Origin of the sequence: Neoroseomonas oryzicola (assembly GCF_012163135.1) — a bacterium.
In the GTDB taxonomy this organism is placed as follows: domain Bacteria; phylum Pseudomonadota; class Alphaproteobacteria; order Acetobacterales; family Acetobacteraceae; genus Neoroseomonas; species Neoroseomonas oryzicola.
In genome coordinates, this window is the sequence record NZ_JAAVUP010000001.1 from 792,301 (window position 1) to 815,546 (window position 23,246).

Annotated in this window: 20 protein-coding genes and 2 riboswitches; of the genes, 11 read left to right on the forward strand and 9 right to left on the reverse strand. The window is 71.4% G+C overall.

All coding sequences use genetic code 11. From position 1 onward, the window contains the following. Nucleotides 1-4 precede the first annotated feature (4 nt). Nucleotides 5-742, forward strand: a complete 738-nt coding sequence (locus GWK15_RS03920; protein WP_168039238.1) for an SGNH/GDSL hydrolase family protein — start codon at nucleotides 5-7, stop codon at nucleotides 740-742. Nucleotides 743-897: 155 nt separating this feature from the next. On the opposite strand, the gene GWK15_RS03925 is transcribed toward GWK15_RS03920, so the two are convergent. Further along, nucleotides 898-2,568: a formate--tetrahydrofolate ligase gene (locus GWK15_RS03925; protein WP_168039240.1), complete on the reverse strand. Its 1,671-nt coding sequence runs from the start codon at nucleotides 2,566-2,568 to the stop codon at nucleotides 898-900. Nucleotides 2,569-2,726: 158 nt separating this feature from the next. Here GWK15_RS03925 and GWK15_RS03930 point away from each other — a divergent pair, with 158 nt between their 5' ends. The 3 genes from GWK15_RS03930 to GWK15_RS03940 all read left to right on the forward strand — a co-directional run bounded on the left by GWK15_RS03930 (nucleotide 2,727) and on the right by GWK15_RS03940 (nucleotide 4,969). Next, complete coding sequence (locus tag GWK15_RS03930) at nucleotides 2,727-3,389, forward strand: OmpW/AlkL family protein (RefSeq protein ID WP_168039242.1); 663 nt, start codon at nucleotides 2,727-2,729, stop codon at nucleotides 3,387-3,389. 141 nt (nucleotides 3,390-3,530) lie between these two features. Further along, entirely contained in the window at nucleotides 3,531-4,505 is a 975-nt protein-coding gene (locus GWK15_RS03935; RefSeq protein WP_245211394.1) for a Bug family tripartite tricarboxylate transporter substrate binding protein, read from the forward strand. Nucleotides 4,506-4,600: 95 nt separating this feature from the next. Beyond that, nucleotides 4,601-4,969, forward strand: a complete 369-nt coding sequence (locus GWK15_RS03940) for a hypothetical protein (RefSeq protein ID WP_168039246.1) — start codon at nucleotides 4,601-4,603, stop codon at nucleotides 4,967-4,969. A 103-nt stretch (nucleotides 4,970-5,072) separates the two neighbouring features. Here the strand turns inward: GWK15_RS03940 and GWK15_RS03945 are convergent, their stop codons facing one another. Continuing rightward, entirely contained in the window at nucleotides 5,073-6,176 is a 1,104-nt protein-coding gene (locus GWK15_RS03945; protein ID WP_168039248.1) for a 2-aminoethylphosphonate--pyruvate transaminase, read from the reverse strand. A 40-nt stretch (nucleotides 6,177-6,216) separates the two neighbouring features. Next, nucleotides 6,217-6,510: a hypothetical protein gene (locus tag GWK15_RS03950; protein ID WP_168039250.1), complete on the reverse strand. Its 294-nt coding sequence runs from the start codon at nucleotides 6,508-6,510 to the stop codon at nucleotides 6,217-6,219. 38 nt (nucleotides 6,511-6,548) lie between these two features. Further along, nucleotides 6,549-6,656, reverse strand: a riboswitch (SAM-I-IV-variant riboswitch). Nucleotides 6,657-6,946: 290 nt separating this feature from the next. Here GWK15_RS03950 and dapA point away from each other — a divergent pair. Then, a complete protein-coding gene (gene dapA / locus GWK15_RS03955) occupies nucleotides 6,947-7,846 on the forward strand; it encodes a 4-hydroxy-tetrahydrodipicolinate synthase (RefSeq protein WP_168039252.1) in 900 nt (299 codons plus the stop codon). A gap of 13 nt (nucleotides 7,847-7,859) precedes the next feature. Here the strand turns inward: dapA and GWK15_RS03960 are convergent, their stop codons facing one another. Beyond that, nucleotides 7,860-8,483: a DUF1194 domain-containing protein gene (locus GWK15_RS03960; RefSeq protein ID WP_168039254.1), complete on the reverse strand. Its 624-nt coding sequence runs from the start codon at nucleotides 8,481-8,483 to the stop codon at nucleotides 7,860-7,862. Nucleotides 8,484-8,568: 85 nt separating this feature from the next. Between GWK15_RS03960 and GWK15_RS03965 the strand changes: the two genes are divergently transcribed. The 6 genes from GWK15_RS03965 to GWK15_RS03990 all read left to right on the forward strand — a co-directional run bounded on the left by GWK15_RS03965 (nucleotide 8,569) and on the right by GWK15_RS03990 (nucleotide 15,644). Further along, the gene (locus tag GWK15_RS03965) at nucleotides 8,569-9,534 is read left to right on the forward strand and encodes a Bug family tripartite tricarboxylate transporter substrate binding protein (RefSeq protein ID WP_168039256.1); all 966 of its coding nucleotides are present in this window, start codon (nucleotides 8,569-8,571) and stop codon (nucleotides 9,532-9,534) included. An 80-nt stretch (nucleotides 9,535-9,614) separates the two neighbouring features. After that, nucleotides 9,615-10,037, forward strand: coding sequence for a CBS domain-containing protein (locus GWK15_RS03970; protein WP_168039258.1), 423 nt, complete (start codon nucleotides 9,615-9,617; stop codon nucleotides 10,035-10,037). Between the two features lie 62 nt (nucleotides 10,038-10,099). Beyond that, nucleotides 10,100-11,317 (forward strand): CaiB/BaiF CoA transferase family protein, encoded by a 1,218-nt coding sequence (locus GWK15_RS03975; RefSeq protein ID WP_168039260.1) that lies wholly within the window; start codon nucleotides 10,100-10,102, stop codon nucleotides 11,315-11,317. Between the two features lie 5 nt (nucleotides 11,318-11,322). Next, a complete protein-coding gene (locus tag GWK15_RS03980; RefSeq protein ID WP_168039262.1) occupies nucleotides 11,323-12,117 on the forward strand; it encodes an enoyl-CoA hydratase in 795 nt (264 codons plus the stop codon). A gap of 180 nt (nucleotides 12,118-12,297) precedes the next feature. Further along, nucleotides 12,298-12,933: an exopolysaccharide biosynthesis protein gene (locus tag GWK15_RS03985; RefSeq protein WP_168039264.1), complete on the forward strand. Its 636-nt coding sequence runs from the start codon at nucleotides 12,298-12,300 to the stop codon at nucleotides 12,931-12,933. Between the two features lie 351 nt (nucleotides 12,934-13,284). Next, nucleotides 13,285-13,497: riboswitch (cobalamin riboswitch) on the forward strand. Between the two features lie 152 nt (nucleotides 13,498-13,649). Then, nucleotides 13,650-15,644, forward strand: coding sequence for a TonB-dependent receptor plug domain-containing protein (locus GWK15_RS03990; RefSeq protein WP_168039266.1), 1,995 nt, complete (start codon nucleotides 13,650-13,652; stop codon nucleotides 15,642-15,644). A gap of 63 nt (nucleotides 15,645-15,707) precedes the next feature. On the opposite strand, the gene GWK15_RS03995 is transcribed toward GWK15_RS03990, so the two are convergent. The 5 genes from GWK15_RS03995 to metH all read right to left on the reverse strand — a co-directional run bounded on the left by GWK15_RS03995 (nucleotide 15,708) and on the right by metH (nucleotide 23,242). Continuing rightward, a complete protein-coding gene (locus GWK15_RS03995; protein WP_168039268.1) occupies nucleotides 15,708-17,009 on the reverse strand; it encodes a hypothetical protein in 1,302 nt (433 codons plus the stop codon). 157 nt (nucleotides 17,010-17,166) lie between these two features. Continuing rightward, nucleotides 17,167-17,727 carry a cob(I)yrinic acid a,c-diamide adenosyltransferase gene (locus tag GWK15_RS04000; RefSeq protein WP_168039270.1) on the reverse strand — a complete coding sequence of 187 codons (561 nt, stop codon included), beginning with the start codon at nucleotides 17,725-17,727 and terminating at the stop codon, nucleotides 17,167-17,169. A gap of 75 nt (nucleotides 17,728-17,802) precedes the next feature. Further along, nucleotides 17,803-18,828 carry a TonB family protein gene (locus tag GWK15_RS26510; protein WP_168039272.1) on the reverse strand — a complete coding sequence of 342 codons (1,026 nt, stop codon included), beginning with the start codon at nucleotides 18,826-18,828 and terminating at the stop codon, nucleotides 17,803-17,805. Next, nucleotides 18,825-19,727, reverse strand: a complete 903-nt coding sequence (locus tag GWK15_RS04010) for a cation diffusion facilitator family transporter (RefSeq protein ID WP_168039274.1) — start codon at nucleotides 19,725-19,727, stop codon at nucleotides 18,825-18,827. Before GWK15_RS04010 ends, GWK15_RS26510 begins: the two co-directional genes overlap by 4 nt. A gap of 23 nt (nucleotides 19,728-19,750) precedes the next feature. After that, on the reverse strand, nucleotides 19,751-23,242 hold the full coding sequence (gene metH / locus GWK15_RS04015) for a methionine synthase (RefSeq protein ID WP_168039276.1): 3,492 nt from the start codon (nucleotides 23,240-23,242) through the stop codon (nucleotides 19,751-19,753). Between the last annotated feature and the right edge of the window lie 4 nt (nucleotides 23,243-23,246).

A 23,246-nucleotide genomic window follows, 5' to 3' on the forward strand; every position in this document is an offset into this window, starting at 1 on the left:
CCACATGCTCCGCGCCCTCGCCCTGCTGACCGGGCTGATCCTCGCGCTGCCGGCCCTGGCGTCGACGGCGGCGCCGGGCTGCGGCGCGCCGACGGAGCTGCTGCAGTCGCCCCCGCTGCGGGCCACCGCGACGGGCATCGCGACCGGTCGGCTTGCCATCCTCGCGGTCGGGTCGGCCTCGGTCACCGGGGCCGGGGTCAGCAATCCCGCCGCCGCCTGGCCCGTGCGGCTCGAGGCGCTGCTGCGCGAGCGCCGCCCGGACCTCGACCTGCGCTTCGAGGTGCTGGGCCGCCGTGGCGCCACCGCGGCCGAGCAATGGGCGATGATCGAGGCGGCGCTGCGCGGCGGCCGCTACGACCTGGTGATCTGGCAGGTCGGCGCGACCGAGGCGGTGCGCGGCCTGCCGATGGACGACCTGGTCGCCGCGGTGGGCCAGGGCCTTGAGCGCCTGTCGGCCCGCGGCATCGATGCCGTGCTGATGGGCCTGCAGTTCAGCCGCTTCCTGCGCGCCAATGCCGATGTCGATCCCTATCGCGACGCGCTGCGGATCACCGCGGCGACGGCGGGCGCCGGGTATTTCCCCCGCTACGACATCATGCGTGCCTGGGCCGAGGCCGGGACGGTCGACGTGGAACGCTCCCCGCGCGACCGCCGCGCGGCCGAGGCCGACCGACTGAACGACTGCCTGGCCCGCGCGCTGGCGCTGTTCATCCGCGACGGCGTGGAAGAAGCGCGCCGCTGAGGCGGCGATGCCCCCACATCAGATGCGGATCGCGGCGTGCCGCGATCCGGGAGCGCGAACGCGCGACCGCGCCCAGACCGCCAGCCGCCGCAGGCGCACCAGTGCATGGCGCGCAAGCCAAGCCCGCGGATGCGGGCGCCGGCGCCTGAGGCGAACTAAAAGAGCCCTTCGATCCGACCCTCGCCGTCCAGCATGATCCCTTCCGCCGCGGGCCGCCGCGGCAGGCCGGGCATGGTCATGATGTCCCCGCAGATCGCCACCACGAAGCCGGCGCCGGCGGACAGCCGCACCTCGCGGACCGGCAGCACATGGCCGGTCGGCGCGCCGAGCGCCGTCGGGTCCGCGCTGAAGGAATACTGCGTCTTGGCGATGCAGACCGGCAGGTCGCGGTAGCCGTCCTCCTCGAAGCGCTTCAGCTTCGCCGCGACGGGCGCGGGGATGGAGACGGAGGATGCGCGGTAGATCTCCCGCGCGATCGTCTCGATCTTGCCGGCGAGCGAGACGTGGTCGGTGTAGAGCGGCGCGAAATCCGCGCGGCCCGAGGCGATCAGCCCCTGCACCGCGCGCGCGAGGTCGAGCGCACCCTTCGCCCCGTCGCCCCAATGGGTGCAGAGGATCGCCTCGGTGCCGAGGGCGCGCATCGCCTCCTGCACGGCGGCGATCTCGGCCTCGGTGTCGCTGGTGAAGCGGTTGAGGCCGACCACGACCGGCAGGCCGAACTTGCCGACATTCTCGACATGGCGTGCCAGGTTGACGACGCCGCGCTTCACCGCGGCCACGTCCTCGCGGCCGAGGTCGGCCTTGGCGACGCCGCCATGCATCTTGAGCGCGCGCACCGTCGCGACGACGACGCAGGCGGACGGTTTCAGCCCCGACTGGCGGCACTTGATGTCGAGGAACTTCTCCGCGCCGAGGTCGGCGCCGAAGCCCGCTTCCGTCACCACCACGTCGGCGAGCTTGAGCCCGAGCCGCGTCGCCATCACCGAGTTGCAGCCATGCGCGATGTTGGCGAAGGGCCCGCCATGCACCAGCGCGGGCGAGCCCTCGATGGTCTGGACCAGGTTCGGCGCGAAGGCGTCGCGCAGCAGCACCGCCATGGCGCCGTCGGCCTTGAGGTCCTTCGCGGTGACGTTCTTCCCCTCGCGCGTCTGGCCGACGATCATCCGGCCTAGCCGCGCCTGCAGGTCGTTGAGGTCCTTCGACAGGCAGAACACCGCCATGACCTCGGAGGCGACGGTGATGTCGAAGCCGTCCTCGCGCGGGAAGCCGTTCGCCACGCCGCCGAGCGAGGAGACGATGCCGCGCAGCGCGCGGTCGTTCATGTCGAGCGCGCGGCGCCAGGAGATGCGGCGCGCATCCAACCCGCGCTCGTTCCCCCAGTAGATGTGGTTGTCCATCATCGCCGCCAGCAGGTTGTTCGCGCTGGTGATGGCGTGGAAGTCGCCGGTGAAGTGGAGGTTGATGTCCTCCATCGGCAGCACCTGGGCGTAGCCGCCGCCCGTCGCGCCGCCCTTCACGCCGAAGCAGGGGCCGAGCGAGGGTTCGCGCAGGCAGATCATGGTGCGCGTGCCGAGCGCGTTCAGCGCATCGCCAAGCCCGACCGTGGTGGTCGTCTTTCCCTCGCCGGCGGGCGTCGGGCTGATGCCGGTGACGAGGACCAGCGCGCCGTCAGGCCGGTCGCGCTGCGCGGCGATGAAGTCGAGCCCGACCTTGGCCTTGTACTTGCCGTAGGGCTCCAGCGCGTCGTCGGGAATGCCCGCCTTTTCCGCGATCTCGCGGATCGGCCTGAGCGTGGCAGCACGTGCGATCTCGAGGTCGGTCGCCATCCCGTTTCCCCCTAACCCGGATCATCGCCGCTTACGGGGAGTGTGGCACGCTTGCAACCCTGTCCCACGTCAATCGCGCGCTTGCGGCAGGTCAAAGAAGCGTCTGCTGCACCGCCGTATCGAGCGTCACCGGGCAAAACCAGGGACGACTCCGAACCATGATCCGCAAGACCCTCCTCCTCGCCGGCGCCGCCGCGCTCGGTCTTCTCGCCCAGCCGGCCCTGGCGCAGCAGGCCTCCGCCACGCGCGGCAAGCAGGCCGGCGACTTCATGATCGGCGCCAGCGTCATCACCGTGGTGCCGATGGACGGCGGCAGCGTCGACGTGATCGGCGGCACCCCGAGTGCTTCCGTCGCCGTCACCCCGCAGCTCGACTTCACCTACTTCTTCACCCCGAACTTCGCGGTGAACCTGATCGCTGCGACCACCCGCCATGACCTCGAGGTCAAGAACAGCGCGATCGGCACCGTCGATCTCGGCCATGTCTGGGCGCTGCCGCCGACCCTGACCTTCCAGTACCACCCGCTGCCGACCTCGCAGTTCAGCCCCTATGTCGGCGTCGGCGTGAACTGGACGATGTTCTACAACGAAGGCGGCGGTTATTCCGCGCCGGTGCTGCGCACCCGGGTCGACAATGCGTGGGGCCTCGCACTGAATGCCGGCCTCGACGTGGAACTGGCGCCGAACTGGCTGCTGAACTTCGACGTGAAGTGGATCTACCTGCGCCCGGATGTCGAAGTCGACACCTCGGTCGGGCGCATCGGCGCTACCGCGAACCTCGACCCGTGGATCTTCGGCGTCGGCGTCCGCTATCGCTTCTGACGCGTGACGGCGGGGCTCCCCCGGGCCCCGTCGCCTCTCTCCTCCTCATTCCCCCCGCATCACCCGAAGCCCGCGCGAGCGGGCTTCGCGGCGTTCGGCGCGCTGCCTATGATCCGCCGCGCCAAGACCGGGAGGAAACCCTTGATACGTCGCCGCACGCTGCTCGCCGCAGCGCCGCTCGCCATGCTTGCCGCGCCGCTGCGCGCGCAGGATGCCTGGCCCAGCCGTGCCGTCACCGTCCTCGTGCCGTTCGTCGCAGGCGGGCCGTCGGACATCGTCGCGCGGATCATCGCCACACGCATGGCGATGACCGTCGGCCAGCCCGTGGTCGCCGAGAACCGCCCCGGGGCCAATGGGGAAGTCGCGGCGCGGGCGGTGGCGCGCTCGGCCCCGGACGGGCACACGCTGCTGGTCGGGTCGATCGGCGTCTTCGCCATCAACGCCGCGCTGCGGCCGAACCTCGGCTACGACCCGGTGCGCGACTTCGCGCCGATCACGCTCGCCGTCACGACGCCCAACGTGCTGGTGGTCAATCCGCAGCGCGTGCCGGCGAACACGCTGCCCGAACTCGTCGCCTGGCTGAAGGCCAATGCGGGCAAGACCTCCTATTCCACCTCGGGCGTCGGCTCCTCGGACCACCTGACGATGGAGCTGTTCAAGCAGGAGACCGGCACCGACCCGACCCACGTCCCCTATGGCGGCGGCGCGGCGGCGGCGACGGACCTGATCGCGGGCAATGTCCAGCTGTCCTTCCAGAACCTCGGCACGGTCGCGGGGCACATCCAGGGCGGGCGGCTGAAGGCGATCGCCGTCACCTCCCGCAGCCGCCACCCCATCCTGCCCAACGTGCCGACGGCGATCGAAGGCGGGCTGGCGGATTTCGAGGTGACCTCCTGGCAGGCCGCCATGGCGCCCGCCGGGGTGCCCGCGCCCATCCTGGCCCGCCTGAACGCCGAGGCGACCGCCGCGCTGAAGCATCCCGAAAGCGTCCAGCGGCTGGAGCAGATCGGATTCACCGTCGTCGCCGGCAGCGCCGATGACTACGGCCGCTTCCAGCGCGCCGAGATCGAGCGCTGGAAGCGCGTGGTCCAGGCGGCCAACATCCGCCCCGAATAGCCGGCGCCGCGAAAGGCGCTCGCCACACGCGCGCCCTGCATGGCATGGATGGTGCGGCGCGCCGCGGGCGCGCCGCTGCCGGCCGGAGGGCGAGGATGCGCGTAGTCGTCTTGGCGCTGTTGCTGGGTGGTGCGGTCCTGGCCCCGGCCTGGGCCCAGAGCGGTGGGCGCGACTTCATCCTGCGCGGCAGTGGGGCGGCGATGCCCTGCGGCGCCTGGAACGAGCTCCGCGCCGCCGCGGGCGGGATGTTCGCCGTCCAGAAGCGGGAGACCTACCGCTCCACCATCGGTTGGGCACTCGGCTACTTGAGCGGCGCGGCGCGCTTCAGCGAGGACCTCGACCCGCTGCGCAACACCGATGAGGAGCAGACGGTCGCCTGGCTGATCGCCTATTGCCAGGCGCATCCGACGACCGAGTTCCGCCTGGCGCTCGAGGCCTTCATCGAGGCGCACAAGGCGCGTTGATGTGTGCGCGGCACCAGCCCGCTCCCCCACCCGGCCACCCACGTCAGTATCCTGGATGGGTGGCCGGGTGGGGGAGCGGGCCGGTGCCGCGCACTGGGCTGCCTCAGGCCGCCTTCGGCAGCACCTCGTCCAGCGCCGCGCCGATCGCGGCGACGGCCCGGCGCATGTCCTCGGGCGTGATGGCGCCGATGGCGCCGATCCGCATGGTGGGCGCGGCGGTGTTGTAGAAGTTGCTGATCAGCACGCCGCGACGCTTCAGCGCCTCGACGAAATTCATCAGGTCGAAGCGCGGATCGGCGGGCTGGTGGATGGTCACGATCACTGGCCCCTGGTGCTCCCGCGCGAGATACGGCCTCAGCCCCAGCGCCACGATCCCGTCGTAGAGGATATCCGTGTTCGCCTGGTAGCGCGCGCGCCGCGCGGCCGCGCCCTCGGCCTCATACAGGTCGAGCGCCACGTCGAAGGCGGCGATCGCCTGAACCGGCGGGGTGAAGCGGATCGACCCCCAGCCCGACCGCCGCGCATGGGCCAGCACGTCCGACAGGTCGAAGGACCAGGACCCGGCATTGCCGGCGCAGGCCTCGGCGCGGTCGATGCGCGCCACCGCGAAGCCCATCCCGGGCATGCCTTCGAGGCACTTGCCGGAGGTGAAGACCAGCGCGTCGCATTCCGGATGCTCGGCCAGCGGGAACGGCAGGACCCCGAAGGCCGAGACGGCGTCGAGGATCAGCCGCGTGCCCCGCGCCCGCAGCGCGTCGCCGATGCCCGCGGCGTCGTTGACGATGCCCGACCCGGTCTCGTTGAACACCATGGCGACGGTGCCGATCTCGGGGTCGGCCTCGAGCGCGGGCAGGATGTCGGCGGCGGTGGCGCCGCGGGTGTCCGTCAGCGGCAGTTCGACCACCACCCGCCCGGCCTCGCGCGCCAGGCGCGCCATGCGCGTCGCGTAGGCGCCGTTCATCGGCATCAGCACTTTCGCGCCAGGGGCGACGAAGGTGCGGATCGCGGCCTCGGTCACGAAGTGGCCGGCACCCTGGATCGGCAGGGTGGCGTGCACGCCAGGCGTGCCGCCGGCGACGCCGACGATGCGCTCGCGGACGCGCGCATAGACCTTCTGGAAGTCGCGGTCCCAGGGGGCGATGTCCTGGGCCATGGCCGCCTTGACCTCGGGACGGGTCTGAACGGGGCCGGGGATGAGGAGGAGCATCGCAATGTTCTGCCCCTGCGTCCGTCGGCGCGCAAGGCGGTCAGCGCCGGTCGTCGGCCTCGGCAGCACGGTCCCGCAGCCAGGCGGCCAGCGCCTCCCGCCGGTCGCCGCGTTCCGCGCGCTCGAGATACACGGCAAGGTGACCCGGCCGCCGGTCCGGCACCACGCGGTAGGCATGGGTCCAGCCGCCATGGCCGCGGTGCAGCACGACATAGAGCCAGGACGTCTCGGCCCGCCCGAGCCGCGTGGTCCAGCGGCAGAGCGCGACGAAACGCGCCTCGTCGCCCGGGGCGAGCAGCAGCGCGAGATCGGGGGCGGGTGCCAGGTCGAACATCGGTCCATCTCCTCACTGGAGCCGAACCGACGCAGCGGCGCTTCCCGTTTGGTTGCCGGAGCGGCCGCATCCCCCCTTGCGGAGGCGCCACCTTGCCCGGGAAGGCAGGTTGGCGTTGGGCGCCGGCCCAACTCTTGATGCGCCGCCAGCTAGGCCACGGCCGAAAGGAAATGGCAAGTGCCGCGGCAACTGGAGACGCGTTTCCTCTCGCTGCGCCACGGCGCGGCCGGCTTGACGGCGTCGCCGGGACCAGCGGATGGTGCTGTCGTGATCCCGAGCCGCCGCAAGCCCGCGTCGTCGAAGAAGTGCCCCGCGAGGGGCACAACGGACCTGCGCGCGCAATAGCCACAGCGCCTCAGGATCAGGTTGGACCCCGCCGGTTTGGACGGGGTCACCTTCAGGCCTCGTCTCCGGCACCATCAGGAGACGAACCAGGATGCAGACCCCTCACCCCGACCTTGGCGGCCTCTGGCTGCCGCTCGTCACGCCGTTCCGCGACGGCGCGCTCGACGAGGCATCGTTGCGGCGGCTCACCCGGCACTATGCGGCGCAGCCGATCGACGGCCTGATCCTGGCCGCCACGACCGGCGAGGGCCTGACCCTCGACGAGGCGGAGACCGAACGCCTCGTCGCCGTGGTCGCGGAGGCGCTGGCGGCAGCCGGCCGTCGCCTGCCCGTCTTCCTCGGCATCTCGGGCAGCGACACGCGCAAGATGGCGAAGGCGCTCGTGGACACGGCCGCCTGGCCAGTCGATGGCTACCTGATCGCCTGCCCCTACTACAGCCGGCCTTCGCAGGACGGGATGGTGCGCCACTTCACGGTGCTCGCCGCCAGCACGGCGCGGCCCATCCTGATCTACAACATCCCCTATCGGACCGGCGTGAACCTCGGCAATGCGGCGATGCTCGAGCTCGCGGCGCTGCCGAACATCGCGGGCGTGAAGGATTGCTCGGCCGACATGGCGCAGTCCTGCGACCTGCTGCGCCGCAAGCCCGCCGACTTCGTCGTGCTGACCGGCGAGGACGCCTTCTTCCACCCGATGCTGACCCAGGGTGCCGAGGGCGGCATCACGGCCTCGGCGCATATCCGCACGCGGGACTTCGCCGCGATGCGCGACCTGGTGCGGGCCGGCGATGCGGCGGGGGCGCTCGTCGCCTGGCGCGCGATCTGCGACCTGCCGCCGCTGCTCTTCGCCGAACCCAGCCCGGCGCCGATCAAGCACTGGCTGTGGCGGGAGGGCCTGATCGCCAGTCCCGAGGTCCGGCTGCCGATGACGCCCGTGAGCGAGACCCTCGCCGCCCGCATCGGCCACGCCGTCGCGGCGCTGGCGGCATGAGGACGCTGTCGCGTCAGGCGACCAGGGGTCGCGGCGTGATCTCGCGCAGCAGCTTCTCGCGCATCGCCTCAGCGAAGGCCGCGTAGTCGGGGGTGTGCATGGCGAAGGCGCCGGGCCCGCCGATCACCTCCGCCTGGTAGTGGTCGAGCAGGTCCGGCTCCTCGTTCAGCACGGCGAGCCCGTTGATGGTGACCCCGGCCGCGACCCCGATGTCGCGCACGGGACCGGGCGGCCGCCCCTGATTGTGCCGCCCGTCGCCCGAGACATCGACGACGAGCCGCGTCGCCTCCGCCGGGCAGGCGGCGAGCAGCGCGAGCGCCGCGGCCAGCCCCTCCCCCAGGGCGGTGGCGCCGGCGGGGACCAGGCGCGGGGCGTTCTCGACCGCGGCGGCGAAGGCGGCCGCCGCCTCGGCGCCGTCGAGGCGCGTCCAGGGCACCGCGACCTCCTGCGCGCCGGTCCCGGACCACATCATCAGGCAGGCGGCGATCGCCCCGCGCGGGCCGGCGGCGATCGCGGCGACCACCGAGTCGTCCCGCAGCGCGGCCGCGGTGCCGCCGAGCATGAGACCGAACTCGTCGTAGTCGACCGAGGAAGACGCATCCACGGCGAGACACAGGGCGAGATCGACCTTCTCCATGCCGCCTTTTCGCATGCGCGAAGGTTGGCCGCACCCATCGGCTCATGCTTCCCTTCCAGGAACGAAACCCCGGGGATGCTGAACGATGCAGCGGAGACACCTCCTGGCCGGCGCCGCCGGCGCGATCGTGGCGCGGCCGGCCCTGGCGCAAGGCGCCTGGCCCAACCGCACCATCCGCATGATCGTGCCCTACACGCCGGGCGCGGCGACGGATGCCATGGCGCGCCTCGCCGCGCAGAAGCTGCAGGAGAAGCTCGGCGTCACCGTCGTGGTGGAAAACCGCCCCGGCGCGAATGGCGCGGTGGGCAGCCAGGCGGTGCTGCAGTCGCCGGCGGATGGCTACACCATCATGGGCTCGGCCTCGATCCATCCCATGGCGCGGCATGTGATGAAGGCCGCCCCCTATGACCCCGTGGCCGACTTCATCCCGGTAGCGCGGACGGCGCGCGGGCCGCTCGTGCTGGTGATGAACCCGCGCCTGCCGCAGGCGACCATTCCCGAGGTGGTGGAAGCGGCGAAGCGCGAGCCGTCGAAGTGGACCTTCGCCACCTCCTCGCTCGGCGCCGCGGGGCATCTCGGGTCCATCGAGTTCAACCGCATGACGGGCGCGAATATCGAGATCGTCGGCTATCGCGGCTCGGCCCCCGCCCTGACCGATGTCGCGGCGGGCAATGCGCAGCTGATGTTCGACCCGGTGCTGGCGACGCTGCCGATGATCCGGGGTGGGCAGCTCCGCGGCCTCGGCATCGCGACCGCGGCGCGCACGCCGCTCGCCCCCGGCCTGCCGACGCTGGTCGAGGCCGGCCTGCCCGGCTTCGAATTCTATTCCTGGTACGGCGTCTGGGCCGCCCGCGCCGTGCCGCGCGAGATCGTGGACCGCATGAACGCAGCCATCGTCGAGGGCATGCGCGAACCGGCCGTGGTCGAGCGCCTGACCGGCCTCGGCTTCGAGCCGGTGGCCGAGAGCGTGGACGAGGCCCAGCGCTTCATCGTCGCCGACGTCGCCCGCAATGCGGAATTGCTGCGGATCGCCAATTTCCAGCCGGAGTGACCCCGGCCTGATTGCGCTGCGTCAATGATTGCGGCGGGTGACGGGGCTATGTGACCCTCCGACGACGGAGGAACGCCGCCATGCCCCAGCGCACCATGGGCGAGATCGTCCGCGACCAGCGGCCCCTGGTCCTCGCCCCCACCGCCACGGTTTCCGAAGCCTGCGCGGCCATGTATGCGCGCAAGGTCGGCGCAGTGCTGGTCGCCGACGATGACAGGCGGCTGCAGGGTATCTTCACCGGGCGCGACGCGGTGCGGCTTTTGGCCGAAGGGCTCGACGCCAAGGCAACGGCCGTCGCCGCGGTGATGACGCGCAGCCCGACCACCCTCGGCCCCCGCGCGACGGCGATGGATGCGCTGCTGCTTCTGAACGATTGCGGCTTCCGCCACGTCCCGATCGTCGATGACGGGCGCATCGTCGGCATCGTCTCCCGCTACGATTTCCGCGCGAAGGAACATGCGCGGCTGGACGAGGAGACGGGCTTCCTCGAGGCCATGCGCTGAGGCCAGGCGCCCCCCTGGGCAGGTCCCCGCCCCCGCCCTAGTGTCGCGGGGCGGAGGACCACATGCCGGAAAGCCCCATCGATCCGAAACTGGCCCAGGAGACCACGCTGCCGCTCGCCGGCATCCGCGTCCTGGACCTGACGCTCGCACGCGCGGGCCCCACCTGCGTGCGCCACCTGGCCGACTGGGGCGCGGAGGTCATCCGCGTCGAGCCCCCTGCCTTCAACGACGGCCTCGGCGGGTCGCGCGAGGGCTACGACTTCCAGAACCTGCACCGCAACAAGCGCTCCATCGCGCTCGACCTGAAGACCGAGGAGGGCAAGAAGGCCTTCTTCGAGCTCGCCAAGACCGCCGACGTGCTGGTCGAGAACATGCGCGTGCGGGTGAAGCATCGCCTCGGCATCGGGCCGGAGCAGGTGCATGCGGTGAACCCACGCCTCGTCTACGCCTCGATCTCCGGCTTCGGCCAGACCGGGCCCTATTCCGAGCGCGCCGGCGTCGACCAGATCGCCCAGGGCATGGGCGGGATGATGACCATCACCGGCGAGAAGGGCCGCGGCCCGATGCGCGCGGGCATTCCCTTCGTCGACCTCACCGCGGGCAACCTGCTGGCGCTCGCGGTGATGATGGCGCTGTGGGAACGGCAGAAGACCGGCAAGGGGCGCTGGGTGCACACCTCGCTGCTCGAAGCCATGGTCTTCATGCTCGACCTGCAGGCGGCGCGCTACCTGATGGATGGCGAGGTGCCTGGCCAGGCCGGCAACGACCATCCGGTGAACATCCCGATGGGCGCCTTCCCCACCGCGGACAAGCCGGTGAACATCGCCGCCTCCTCCCCCAAGATGTGGGCGCAGTTCGCCGAGGCCGTCGGCCATCCCGAATGGCTCGAGGTCGAGAAGTGGAAGACGCTGAAGGGCCGCAGCGACGACCGCGCCAACGTCAACGCCGCGATCGCCGAGGTGTTCAGGACCAAGCCCTCGGAACACTGGATCGACCTGCTCGAGCGCATCGGCATCCCCTGCGGCCCGATCAACAAGGTCGACGAGGTCTTCGCCGACCCGCAGGTGCAGCACCTGCGCATGGCGATGCCGATGAAGCATCCGGAGCGCGGCGACACGCACCTCGTCTCCTCCGCCATCAACATCGAGGGGCATGAGAGCGAGGTGCGGCGCGTCCCGCCCCGCCTCGGCGAGCATTCGGCCGAGATCCTGCGGGAGACCGGCTACACCGAGGACGACATCGCCCGGCTGAAGGGCCTCGGCGTGATCATGGAAAGCTGAGACCGATGGAATTCGCAGACGGGAAGATCCTCGCCGAGATCAAGGACGGCGTCGGTCGCATCACCTTCAACCAGCCCGAGAAGCGCAACGCCATGTCCGTGTCCATGTGGGACGGCATGGGCCAGGCGCTCGACGTGTTCGAGAAGGACGGGTCGGTGCGCTGCGTCGTGCTGACCGGCGCGGGCGACAAGGCCTTCGTCTCGGGCGCCGACATCAGCCAGTTCGACAAGCTGCGCTCGGATGCCGATGCACAGCGCGAATACAGCAAGCAGACCGCCGGCGGGCGGCTGCGCCTCGCGACCTACCCGAAGCCGGTGATCGCCGAGATCCGCGGCTTCTGCATGGGCGGCGGCCTCGGCATCGCGATGTCCTGCGACATCCGCATCGCGGCCGAGGGCAGCCAGTTCGGCATCCCGGCGGCGAAGCTCGGCATCGCCTATGGCTTCGACATGGTGCGCCACCTGGTGGATCTGGTCGGCCCGGCGCATGCCCACATGATCCTGATGACCGGCGAGCGCTTCGACGCGCAGGAAGCCCAGCGCGTCGGACTGATCAACAAGGTGGTGCCCGCGGATGCGCTCGCGGCCGAGGTCGCGAAGCTCACGGCGACGCTGGCGGTCAACGCGCCGCTCTCGCTCTATGCCAACAAGCGCACGGTGCAGGCGGTGCTGCAGGACCGCGCCGACCGCGACATGGCCGCGATCAACGCCGCCATGGCCGCCTGCTTCGACAGCGAGGACTACAAGGAAGGCCGCCGCGCCTTCCTCGAGAAGCGCAAGCCGGCCTTCAAGGGGCGCTGACCCCGGCCCTTGCCGAAAAGACATGCGCGCGGCCCTCCCCCCGGGCCGCGCCGGCATGGTATTGCGACGCCCGCAGGGGCCCGCAGAGGCCCTGGAACGTGCCGGATCATCCGGGCCGGGGGCTCGCCAGGGGTAACGCATGCAGCTTCGTTTCGCTGGGTCGGCGCGGGGTTCCGCGGCATGAACGACCACGGCCATATCCATGACCTGGCGGAGGAAAACCCGTCGGCCCCGATCTCGCGCCTGGTCGCCGAGGTCGCAGCGCAATGCCCGGGCGAACGCATCACCCTGGGCGAGATGACCGAGGCCTTCGGGGACCGCGCCTTCGGCCTGCTGATCCTGATGCTCTGCCTGCCCGGCCTGCTGCCGGGCATGGCGAGCGTCTTCGGCACGCCGATGCTGATCCTCGGCATCCAGATGGGCCTCGGGTTCCGCCAGCCGAAGCTGCCGGGCTTCATCGCACGGCAGTCGCTGAAGCGGACGGACCTGCTGCGGCTGTCCTCCGGCTCCTCGAAGTGGATGAACAAGATCGAGCGCTGGGTGCGCCCGCGCCCCGGCCCCTTCACCAACCCGACGGCCGACAAGGTGGTGGGCTGGCTGACCGCCTATGCGGCGCTGATGCTGATCCTGCCAGGCCCCGGCACCAACGGGCCGCCGGCCTTCGGCACCATCGTCATGGCGCTGGGCGTGGTCGAGAACGACAGCAAGGTGGTCGGATTCGGGATGCTGCTGACCATCCTGGGCAACCTCTTCGCCACGGCGGTGCTGCTGGCGCTGCTGTGGTTCGGGATGGAAGCGCTGCATTATTTTTTCTGAGCCCTCAGACGCCGGGCGTGCCGCATCCGCGGCCCTTGGCTTCGCGCGTGCGGTGCGCCCCCGGCGCGGCTGATGGTCGCGCGCGGTCGCGCTTCCGGCCCGAGGCCGGGCCTCGGGCCGCATTGGCTTTGCCCTCAGACGCCGGGCGGGCCGCATCCGCGGCCCTTGGCTTCGCGCATGCAGTGCGCCCCCCGGCGCGGCTGATGGTCGCGCGCGGTCGCGCTTCGCGCTCCCGGCCCGAGGCACGGCCTCGGGCCGCATTGATTGTGCCGCCCTTAGTCGGTGGGCAGCCCGCAGCGGGGCGGCTCGTTCGGCGCATCGACGGGATGGACGCCGCCCCGCGCGCCGCATAGGTTCCGCCCATGCGCCGGTGGCCCGAAAGGGCTGAAACGGGAACGCGCGACGCGGGGAAACCCGCCAATCCGCGGCTGCCCCCGCAACTGTAGGCGACGAGACCGGTCCCCAACGCCATTGCGCCACGGCGCGAGAAGGCGGGGCCGGCGAAGCGGGCATCAGCCCCTTCGCGTCGCGAGCCAGGAGACCGGCCGGCGCAGAGTTGTCTCGCGCGTGCCGGGCGGGGTGCACCGGCGCAACGGACCCAAGGTGCGTCCACGCAACGGCGTGGCCGCCCCTCCGTATGCGAGCACGACGCCAGCCCGTCCCGGCGCCTCGCGGCACCGGGGCGCAACGCGGACCGTGCACGGAGGGACCCCCGGATGAAGACCCGGATCCTCGCATTGCTTTCCCTGGCTCCCCTCGCCCCCGCCTGGGCGCAGGAGACCCCAACGCCAACCACAGCCGTCCCCGACATGGTCGTGACGGCCACCCGCGTCCCGACGCCGCGCGACCGCATCCCGGCGCCGGTCACGGTGATCGACCGCCAGACGATCGAGGAGAATGGCTACGTCACCCTCGCCGACGCTCTCGCCGCCGTGCCGGGCTTCCGCCTGGTGCAGGGCGGCGGCCTCGGCCAACAGGCCTCGGGCTTCGCGCGCGGCGCCAATTCACGCCAGGTGCTGGTGCTGCTGAACGGCGTGCCGGTGAACGACCCGTCGGAACCCAACGGCGCCTTCAACTTCGGCAACGAACTCCTCGGCGACATCGAGCGCATCGAGGTGGTGCGCGGGCCCGTCTCCTCGCTCTACGGCTCGGCGGCGATCGGCGGCGTGGTGAACCTCATCACCCGCAGCGCGCCGCGCGACCGCGCCTTCGCGCCCTACTTCGAGGCTGCGGGCGGCACCAACTACACGGCCCGGGGCTATGCCGGCGCCGGCGGCACCGTCGGCGCATTCGACTACCAGGTGACCGGCCAGGGCCTCTCCACGCACGGCTCCAACGCCATGGCGCCGCGCTTCACGCAGAATGGCGGGGAGCTTGACGGGCTGCGCTCGGGCATCCTGACGGCACGCATCGGCGCGCGGCTCGGCGAGACGACCGAGGGCGCGACGCTCGGCGCGACGCGCATCGAAGGCCTGGTCCGCACGCGCGAGAACACCGTCGGTCTCGACGACGTGCCGAACGACGACCCGAACTACACCGGGCAGGACCGCTCCTGGTTCGGCTACGTCCGGAGCGCGACGGACCTGTTCGGCGGCGCCTACACCACGGGCGTCACCGTTTCGGGCAGCCAGAACCGGCGGCGCTACACCAACCTGCCGGATCCGGGGAATCCCTACTCGACGGCGGACGACCTCTATCGCGCGAGCCGAGGCGCGGTGTCCTGGGACAATACGCTGCGGCTGCCCGACGCCGGCATCGCCACCGGCTTCACCGTCATCTTCGGCGGCCAGTGGGAACGGGAGACGGCGAACAGCGCGAACGGGTCCGCCTTCTTCCGCACCACGGTCGATGCCTCGCAGAATTCCGGGGCGGGCTACCTGTCGCTGCAGGGGCGGCTGTTCGACCGACTCGATGTCACGGCCGGCGTCCGCTACGACGGGCCGGAGGGATATTCGGGCTTCACCTCCTGGCGTCTCGGCGCGGTGTTCGCGCTGCCCGAGATCTCCTCCCGCCTGCGGGCCGCGGCGGGCACCTCCTTCAAGGCGCCGTCCCTGTTCCAGCGCTACGGCGTCATCCCCGGCTACTTCCAGGGCAACCCGAACCTGCGGCCCGAGGAAGGCTTCGCCTGGGAAGCGGGCATCGAGACCGACATCGCGACCTGGGCGACCGTCTCCGCGATCTACTTCGACAGCCGCATCACCGACCTCATCAACTACAATGCGGGCTTCGACACGCTTGAGAACGTCGACCGCGCGCGCATCAGGGGCGGCGAGTTCTCGCTCACGCTGCGGCCGACGGACTGGTTCTCGATGACCGGCGCCTGGACGGTGCAGGAAGCGGTCGACGAGACGACCGACACGCCCCTGCCCCGCCGCCCGCGCAACGTCGCGAGCCTGACGATGCGCTTCGCCGCCCCGCTGCCCTGGGACGGCCCGCGCAACGGCCGCATCGTGGTGGTGCCCGAGATCCTCTACACCGGCGCTTCGCCCGAGGGCGCCTATGCCCGCTACACCAATGACGGGGTGAGCATCGTGCAGGCCGGGAAGAACCCCGACGGGACGGTGTTCAACCTGACCGCGACGGTGCCAATCACCGAGCAGCTCGCCGGCTTCGTCGAGATGCGCAACCTCGGCAATTCCCGCTACGAGCCGGCCAACGGCTTCGTCATCCCCGGCCGCAGCGCGGTGGCCGGCGTGCGGGGCACCTTCTGACGTGCCAGGCACGAAGGTCGCGCCTTCGTGCCCCGGGATGATCCAGCGCTTCGCCGCGTCGCCTCAGCGCGGCGCGGCGGCACCTCGCGCGCCCTGCGTGGCAGACAGCAGGCCTTCCATCTGCGTGCGCAAGGCCGGGCTGACCGCGCCGAGCGCCTCCGCACGCCGCTGCTGGTAGTACTGCCAGGTGGAATCGAAGCCGTCGCCGAGCAGCAGCGTCCCGTCCGGGACATCCGCGGCGGCGGCGCAGTCCGGCGTGCGCTTCGGGTTCCGCGTGAGGGTGACGTCGCCCGGCGCCGGCCGGATCACCAGCGTCCCGGTCGCGCAGGGCCAGTCCGCCTCGGCCCGCAGCCCGTCCCGCGACCACTCGCGCAGACGGTAGATCGCGAAGCCCGTCAGCAGCACGCCGGTCGCCTCGTCCTCGGCCAGGCCGACGCGCGACGATGCCTCGTAGCAGCGCGCTTCCCGCCGGATGCAGGTGATCCGGGACTGGTTGACCGGATGCTCATACGCCCGCTCCTGGCCGATCCAGGTGCCGGTCGCGCTCGCCTGGTCGTCGGCGAAGGTCACCGAGCGCGGCCCGGCGGAAATCCGCGTCTCGGTCAGCAGGTTCGGCATCCGCAGCAGCCGTTCCCCTTCGCCGAGGGTCAGGCGCCCGGTGGGCGCGGCGCCGATCTGGCGCTGATAGGCCGCGACGGCCTCGCCGAACTCGGCATCCGGCATCGCGCGCGCGGCCTGCGCCCCGTAGCCGAGCTGCTGGAGGTTCCGCGCCAGGAAGTAGCGGAACATGCGCGGGCCGTTCGGCGGGTTCGGATCCAGCGCCGCCATCACCGCGAAGAAGCCCTGGCGGAGGCGTTCCTCCTCCGGCATCCGCTCGACCGCCTCGCGCGTCAGGATCTCCGCGCGGCTGACCGGCGGTGGGGCGGACGGAGGCGCGGTGGTCGGATCGGGGCGGCCTGCGCGCTCCTCCGCCGCGCGGCGCGAGGCGGGCGTGGCATCGCGGAAGTCGATGACCACGCGCGTGCCGCTCCGCGAATGGCGGATCCGCGTGCCGGGCAGCGTCTCGATGACGATCGAATCGCCCGCCTCGGTCACCTCCCGCACGTTGCGCGGCATGCGGGAGGCCGCGCGCAGGCGGAAACGAGCCGGACGGTCGAAGCGCAGGACGATCCGATCGCCCTCCTGCCGCACCTGGTAGCCGACCTGCTCCGGCCAGTCGAAGACGAGCCGGCCGTAGTCCTCATGCGAGGCCGAGCGGACCGCGACGGCCGGCTGGGCATGCGCGTGTCCCAGGCCCGCCAGCAACAGCGCCACCAGCACGACGCCGAGGCGCAAGGCCACAACTGCGCCGCGCCACCCTGTCATTCCCGGCCGGCGATGGCCGCTGGCCCCTGCGTCCCTGGCCTGGTCCATGCGAGTGCGTGTCCGGATCCCTCGGCCGCGATCGGCCGCCGCGCCGCCATCCTAACCATGGCGGCGCCCGCCCACCGAAAGGGTAAAGCGCGCCCGGCCGGACCCGGCCCTACCGCGTCGCACCCGGCTGCCACAGCACGTCGCCGCCCGCTGCCGCGTTGAACCGGCGCGACAGGACAAAGAGGTGGTCCGACAGCCGGTTCAGGTAGCGGGTCACCGCGCCGTTCACCTCCTCCTCGGCGGCGAGCGCCACCGCCAGGCGTTCCGCCCGGCGCACAACGGTGCGCGCGAGATGCGCATGCGCCGCAGCCGCGCTGCCCGCCGGCAGCACGAAGGAGCGCAGCGGCGTGAGCGCCGCGTTCATCGCAGCGATCTCCGCCTCGAGCCGCAGCGACTGCGTGTCGGCGACGCGCAGCCGCGCGCCGGCCTCCCCGGGCACGCAGAGATCCGCGCCGACGTCGAACAGCTCGTTCTGGATGCGCGAGAGCATGGCGTCGGCCTCGGCATCGGCCGTGCAATGCAGGCGCACCAGGCCGATCGCGGCATTGGCCTCGTCGACGGTACCGTAGGCCTCGACGCGCAGTGCATCCTTGCGCACGCGGCGGCCGTCGCCGAGCGAGGTCTCGCCCGCATCGCCGCCGCGCGTGGTGATGACGTCGAGCTTCACCATGACAGGAACTCCCGGGCGACGTGATGCATGACGAGGAGGGTTATGGCGCCGCGATCCGCGGCGACAAGGCCAGGTTCACCGCCGGCGGCCTTCCTCGAGCCGGAAGACCACGTTGGTGGTCAGCGTCGCCGCCACGGGGATGCCGCCCTCGGTCGCCGGGCGGAAGCGCCAGCCGCGCGCGGCCTCGAGCGCCGCGCGGTCGAGCGCCTCGAAGCCCGAGCTGCCGACCACCTCGCCGCCCACCACCTGGCCGCTTGGCGAGATGCGCAGCGCGAGGCGCACCGAGCCTTCCTCCCCCCGGCGGCGGCTTTCCGGCGGGTATTGCGGCGGGGCGTTGCGGAAGGAGGCATCGGCGCCGGGCGGGACCACCGCGCCCATGGCGCGCGCGCCGAGCGACGGATCGGGCAGCGCGCCCATCCCGGCGCCCAGGCGCACCGGATCGGACTCGGACCGGCCCTGCGGGCGCGGCGGCGGGGGCGGTGCGCGGGAGGCGAGGCGCACCGGCGGCTCCGGCCGCGGCTCGGGTGGCGGGGGCGGCTCGGGGGCGGCGCGGGTCTCGGCGGGCGGCTCAGGCGGGGGCGGCGGCAGCGGATCGGGGCTCGCCTCGGCGACCGGCGGCACCGGCGCCGGTTCGGGCTGGGGCGGCGCAGGTACGGGCTCGGCGGCCGCGCTCGCGGGGGATGGTGGCGGCTCGGGCGGCGGGGGCTGCGGGGGTGCGGCCACGGGCTGCGGCGGATCCGGCACGGGCGGTGGCGGCGGGGCCGCGGCGGGCGCGGGCGGCGCGGGGGTGGGCTCGGGCGCCTCGGCCAGGCGCGTGGCGGGGTCGGGGACAGGTGGCGCCGGGGGCTCCGGGGTGGCCTCGGCCTGGGCGGGCGGCTCGCCGGGCTCGGCGGATTGGCCGCCGGCCTGGGCGACCGTGTCGGCAAAGACCAGCGCGACCGTACCCTCGGGGCCGGCATCCTCGGGCGGTTTCTCGGGCGGCCAGAGGATCAGCGCCGCCAGCGCGCCCGCATGCAGCGCCGCCGAGGCCAGAAGGGCCGCGACCAGCCATCCCAGCCGGCGCGGCGCGACGCGCGGCGGGATGCGTTCCCCGGTCCTCACAGGACGGGCACGCCCTTCTGCTTGGCCTTGCCCTCGGGCTCGACATGAATGGTGATGATGGCGTTGGCGAGCTCGGATTTCAGGGCAGCCTCGATCCGGTCGCAGATGTCGTGGGCCTCGCGCACCGTCATGGAGCCGGGCACGACCAGGTGGAATTCGAGGAAGGTGAAGCGCCCGGCGTGGCGGGAGCGCAGGTCATGCGCCTCGATCGCGCCTTCGGCCTGCTCGGCGACGATGGCGCGGATGCGCTCCATCGTGGGGGCGGGCACCGCCTCGTCCATCAGCCCGCCGACGCTCTCGCGCAGCAGGCGGAAGCCGGAGACGAGGATGTTCACCGCCGTCAGCGCCGCCATCAGCGGGTCGAGCCAGAGGATCCCCGTCGTCGCCACCAATCCCACGCCGACGATCACGCCCACCGAGGTCACCACGTCCGACCAAAGGTGCCGTGCATCGGCGAGCAGCGCCGGGGAGCGCAGCGCCCGCCCGCGGCGCATCAGCATCAGCGCCCAGGTCGCATTCACGCCGCTCGCGAAACCCGAGACGAGCAGGCCGATCCCCGCCTGTTCCGGCGCCCGCGGATTCTGCAGCGCGCCCCAGGATTCGTGCAGGATCACCAGGGCCGCGACGACGATCAGCGCCCCTTCCAGCACGGCGGAGAAGTATTCCGCCTTGGCATGGCCGTAGGGGTGGTTGTCGTCGGCCGGCATCGAGGAATAGTGCACGGCCGCGAGCGCGGCCACCGCGGCGGCCACGTTCACGATGCTTTCCAGCGCATCCGCCATGAGCGCCACGCTGCCGGTGAGCCACCAGGCCACACCCTTCAGCGCGAGCACCGCGATGGCCACCACGACGCTGCCGATCGCGAGCGTCGTGGCCTGGCCGAGCCTGCCTTCCGTCATGGGGCGGGTTTAGCCGCCCGGGCCTAGACGGAGAAGTACTTCGCGCGGGGGTGGTGCAGCACGATCGCGCTGGTGGACTGTTCCGGGTGCAACTGCCACTCGTCGCTGATGGACACGCCGATGCGATCGGCCCCCAGCAGGCGCAGCAGCGGCACCTGGTCCTCGAGCCGCGGGCAGGCCGGGTAGCCGAAGGAATAGCGGCCGCCGCGGTAGCCCTGCTGCAGCATCTTGTCCATGTCGCGGTCGTCCTCCCCCGCGAAGCCCCATTCGGCGCGGATGCGCTTGTGGGTGTACTCGGCCATCGCCTCCGCCATCTCGACCGACAGGCCGTGCAGGTAGAGGTAGTCCTGGTAGCGGTTCTCCTCGAACCACTCCCGCGCGATGTCCGAGGCCTTCTGGCCGACGGTGACGACCTGCAGCCCGATCACGTCGCGCCCGTCATCCACGTCGGTCACGAAGTCGGAGATGCACTCGCCATCCTCCTTGGGCTGGCGCGGCAGGGTGAAGCGGCAGGCCTCGGTGACGCCGTCCTCCTCGAACAGGATCAGGTCGTTGCCCTGGCCCGCGCATTTCCAATAGCCGTAGATCGCCTGCGGCTTGAGGATGTCCTTCTCCTCGGTCAGCGCGAGCATGCGCTTCAGCACCGGGCGCAGTTCCTGCTTCGCCCAGCCGAGGAAGTCGTCGAGCGACCGGCCCTGTTTCCGGAAGCCCCACTGGAACTGATAGAGGCTGCGCTCGTTGATGAAGGGCACGATCGCCTTGGGCGGGGCCTCGATCACGCGGGCGCCCCAGAAGGGCGGCGCGGGTACCTTGGTCTCGGCGCTGACGCGGCGGCGGCGCGCCTGGACGGTGTTGATGTCCACCGGCGCGAAGCCGCGCGGATCCGCCTGGCCGAGCACGCGGCGCTCGTTGCGCGCCTTGCCGCTCCGCTTGGACTGCATGGCGGCGAGGTAGTCGTCGAAGCCGTTGCCGACCACCTTGTCCATCAGGTGCAGACCGTCGAAGGCATCCCGCGCATAGGCCACGCGACCGGACGCATAGGCCTTCACGCAATCCTCCTCGACGTAGTTGCGCGTCAGCGCCGCGCCGCCGAGCATGACGGGGATATCGAGGTTCTGCCGCGACATCTCCTCGAGGTTCTCGCGCATCACCACGGTCGACTTCACCAGCAGGCCCGACATGCCGATGGCATGCGCGCGGTGTTCCTTCGCCGCGGCGACCATGTCCGCCAGCGGCACCTTGATACCGAGGTTGACCACGCGATAGCCGTTGTTGGTCAGGATGATGTCGACCAGGTTCTTGCCGATGTCGTGCACGTCGCCCTTCACGGTGGCGAGCACGATGGTCCCCTTCTCCTGCCCCGCGATGCGCTCCATGTGCGGCTCGAGGTAGGCGACGGCCGCCTTCATCGTCTCCGCACTCTGGAGCACGAAGGGCAGCTGCATCTTGCCCGCGCCGAACAACTCGCCCACCACCTTCATCCCGTCGAGCAGGATCTCGTTGATGATGTCGAGCGGCGCGATGCCCTTGGCGAGCGCGTCGGCGAGCTCGTCATCGAGCCCCTTGCGGTCGCCGTCGATGATGCGGTCCTTGAGCCGGCCCTCGACCGTCTCGGCCTTCTTCTTCGCCGCCGTGTCGGCGGCCTTACGGCCGGCGAAGATCTCCAGCATCTTCTGCAGCGGGTCGTAGTCCTCCGCGCGGCGGTCGAAGATCAGGTCCTCGGCGACCTTCACTTCCTCGGGCGGGATCTGGTGCAGCGGCTTGATCTTGCTGACATGCACGATCGCGCCGGTCATGCCGGCCTTCACCGCGTGGTCGAGGAACACGGAATTCAGAACGTGCCGCGCGGCCGGGTTGAGCCCGAAGGAGATGTTCGACAGGCCGAGGATGATCTGGATGTCCGGGAATTCCTCCCGGATCATGCGGATGCCTTCCAGCGTCCATAGGCCGAGCTTGCGGTCGTCCTCGTTGCCGGTGGCGATCGTGAAGGTCAGCGGGTCGATCATCAGGTCGGACTGCGGCAGCCCGTGCTTGTTGCAGGCGAAGTCCACCAGGCGCCGCGCGATGCGCAGCTTGTCCTCGGCGGTCTTGGCCATGCCGACCTCGTCGATCGTCAGGGCGATGACCGCGGCGCCGAACTTCTTGGCCAGGATCATGCGATCCGTCGCATGGCCCTCCCCGTCCTCGAAGTTGATCGAGTTGATGATCGGCTTGCCGCCATGCAGCTTCAGCGCGGCCTCGATCACCGGGGTTTCGGTGCTGTCGATGACCAGCGGCGCGTTCACGCTGCTGGTGAAGCGACGGATCACCTCGTTCATCTCGGCCATCTCGTCGCGGCCGACGAAGGCGGTGCAGATGTCGAGGCTATTGGACCCTTCCTGCACCTGCTCGCGCCCCATCGCGACGCAGCCGTCCCAGTCGCCCGCCGCCTGGCGTTCGCGCCAGGCCTTGGAACCATTGGCGTTGCAGCGCTCGCCGATCGAGAAATAGGCGTTCTCCTGCCGCAGCGGCACCGCGGCATAGAGCGAGGCGACGGACGGCACCCAGATCGGCTTCCGCGCGACCGGCACCGGGCGATGCTTCGCCCCGCCCAGCTTGCGCAGCATCGCGTCCAGCGCGGCGATATGCGGCGTCGAGGTGCCACAGCAGCCGCCGATCAGGTTCAGCCCGTCCTCGGTGACGAAGCGCTCCATCCAGGTGGCGAGCTCGGCGGCGCCCAGCGGGTAATGCGTCTTGCCGTCCACCAGTTCCGGCAGGCCGGCATTGGGCTGGCAGGAGATCAGCCCGGGCCAGTTCTGTGCAAGCCAGCGGACATGCTCGGCCATCTCCTGCGGGCCGGTGGCGCAGTTCAGGCCCATCAGGTCGACATCGAGCGCATGCGCCACCGTCGCGGCCGCACCGATGTCCGGGCCGACCAGCAGCGTGCCGGTCGTCTCGACCGTCACCTGCACGAAGATGGGAATGTCGGACTTCGCCTCGGCCCGCGCGATCTTCGCCGCGTTCACCGCGGCCTTGATGAACAGCGTGTCCTGGTTCGTCTCGGTCAGCAGCGCATCGGCGCCGCCGGCAATCAGGCCGCGGCACTGCACGGCGAGCGCGGCTTCGAGCGCGTCATAGGTGATGTTGCCGAGCGAGGGCAGCTTGGTGCCCGGCCCGATATCGCCGATCACCCAGCGATGGCGGCCATCGGCGAAGGATTCCGCCGCCTCGCGCGCGATCTCGACGGCCGCCTTGTTCAGCTCGAAGGCGCGGTCCTCGAGCTCGAACTCGCCGAGCGTCACCGGCGATCCACCGAAGGTATTGGTCAACACCATGTCGGCGCCGGCCTCGTAATAGCCGCGATGGATCTCGCGCACGACGTCGGGGCGGGAGAGCACGAGCACGTCGGTGCAGTTCTCCTTGCCCCAGAAGTCGCGATCGACGTCGAGGTCCATCACCTGGACGCGGCTGCCCATGCCGCCGTCGCAGAGGAGAACGCGGTCACGAAGGGCGTCGAGGAGATGCGGGCGGGACATGGAA

Coding starts and splice junctions, on each gene's coding strand:
- GWK15_RS03985 (WP_168039264.1), top strand. CDS start 12,298: ATGAACGACCACGGCCATATCCATGACCTGGCGGAGGAAAACCCGTCG.
- GWK15_RS03970 (WP_168039258.1), top strand. CDS start 9,615: ATGCCCCAGCGCACCATGGGCGAGATCGTCCGCGACCAGCGGCCCCTG.
- GWK15_RS03995 (WP_168039268.1), bottom strand. CDS start 17,009: ATGACAGGGTGGCGCGGCGCAGTTGTGGCCTTGCGCCTCGGCGTCGTG.
- GWK15_RS04000 (WP_168039270.1), bottom strand. CDS start 17,727: ATGGTGAAGCTCGACGTCATCACCACGCGCGGCGGCGATGCGGGCGAG.
- GWK15_RS03950 (WP_168039250.1), bottom strand. CDS start 6,510: ATGTTCGACCTGGCACCCGCCCCCGATCTCGCGCTGCTGCTCGCCCCG.
- GWK15_RS03925 (WP_168039240.1), bottom strand. CDS start 2,568: ATGGCGACCGACCTCGAGATCGCACGTGCTGCCACGCTCAGGCCGATC.
- dapA (WP_168039252.1), top strand. CDS start 6,947: ATGCAGACCCCTCACCCCGACCTTGGCGGCCTCTGGCTGCCGCTCGTC.
- metH (WP_168039276.1), bottom strand. CDS start 23,242: ATGTCCCGCCCGCATCTCCTCGACGCCCTTCGTGACCGCGTTCTCCTC.
- GWK15_RS03945 (WP_168039248.1), bottom strand. CDS start 6,176: ATGCTCCTCCTCATCCCCGGCCCCGTTCAGACCCGTCCCGAGGTCAAG.
- GWK15_RS03940 (WP_168039246.1), top strand. CDS start 4,601: ATGCGCGTAGTCGTCTTGGCGCTGTTGCTGGGTGGTGCGGTCCTGGCC.
- GWK15_RS03975 (WP_168039260.1), top strand. CDS start 10,100: ATGCCGGAAAGCCCCATCGATCCGAAACTGGCCCAGGAGACCACGCTG.
- GWK15_RS03920 (WP_168039238.1), top strand. CDS start 5: ATGCTCCGCGCCCTCGCCCTGCTGACCGGGCTGATCCTCGCGCTGCCG.
- GWK15_RS04010 (WP_168039274.1), bottom strand. CDS start 19,727: ATGACGGAAGGCAGGCTCGGCCAGGCCACGACGCTCGCGATCGGCAGC.
- GWK15_RS03965 (WP_168039256.1), top strand. CDS start 8,569: ATGCAGCGGAGACACCTCCTGGCCGGCGCCGCCGGCGCGATCGTGGCG.
- GWK15_RS03990 (WP_168039266.1), top strand. CDS start 13,650: ATGAAGACCCGGATCCTCGCATTGCTTTCCCTGGCTCCCCTCGCCCCC.
- GWK15_RS03930 (WP_168039242.1), top strand. CDS start 2,727: ATGATCCGCAAGACCCTCCTCCTCGCCGGCGCCGCCGCGCTCGGTCTT.
- GWK15_RS03980 (WP_168039262.1), top strand. CDS start 11,323: ATGGAATTCGCAGACGGGAAGATCCTCGCCGAGATCAAGGACGGCGTC.
- GWK15_RS03960 (WP_168039254.1), bottom strand. CDS start 8,483: ATGGAGAAGGTCGATCTCGCCCTGTGTCTCGCCGTGGATGCGTCTTCC.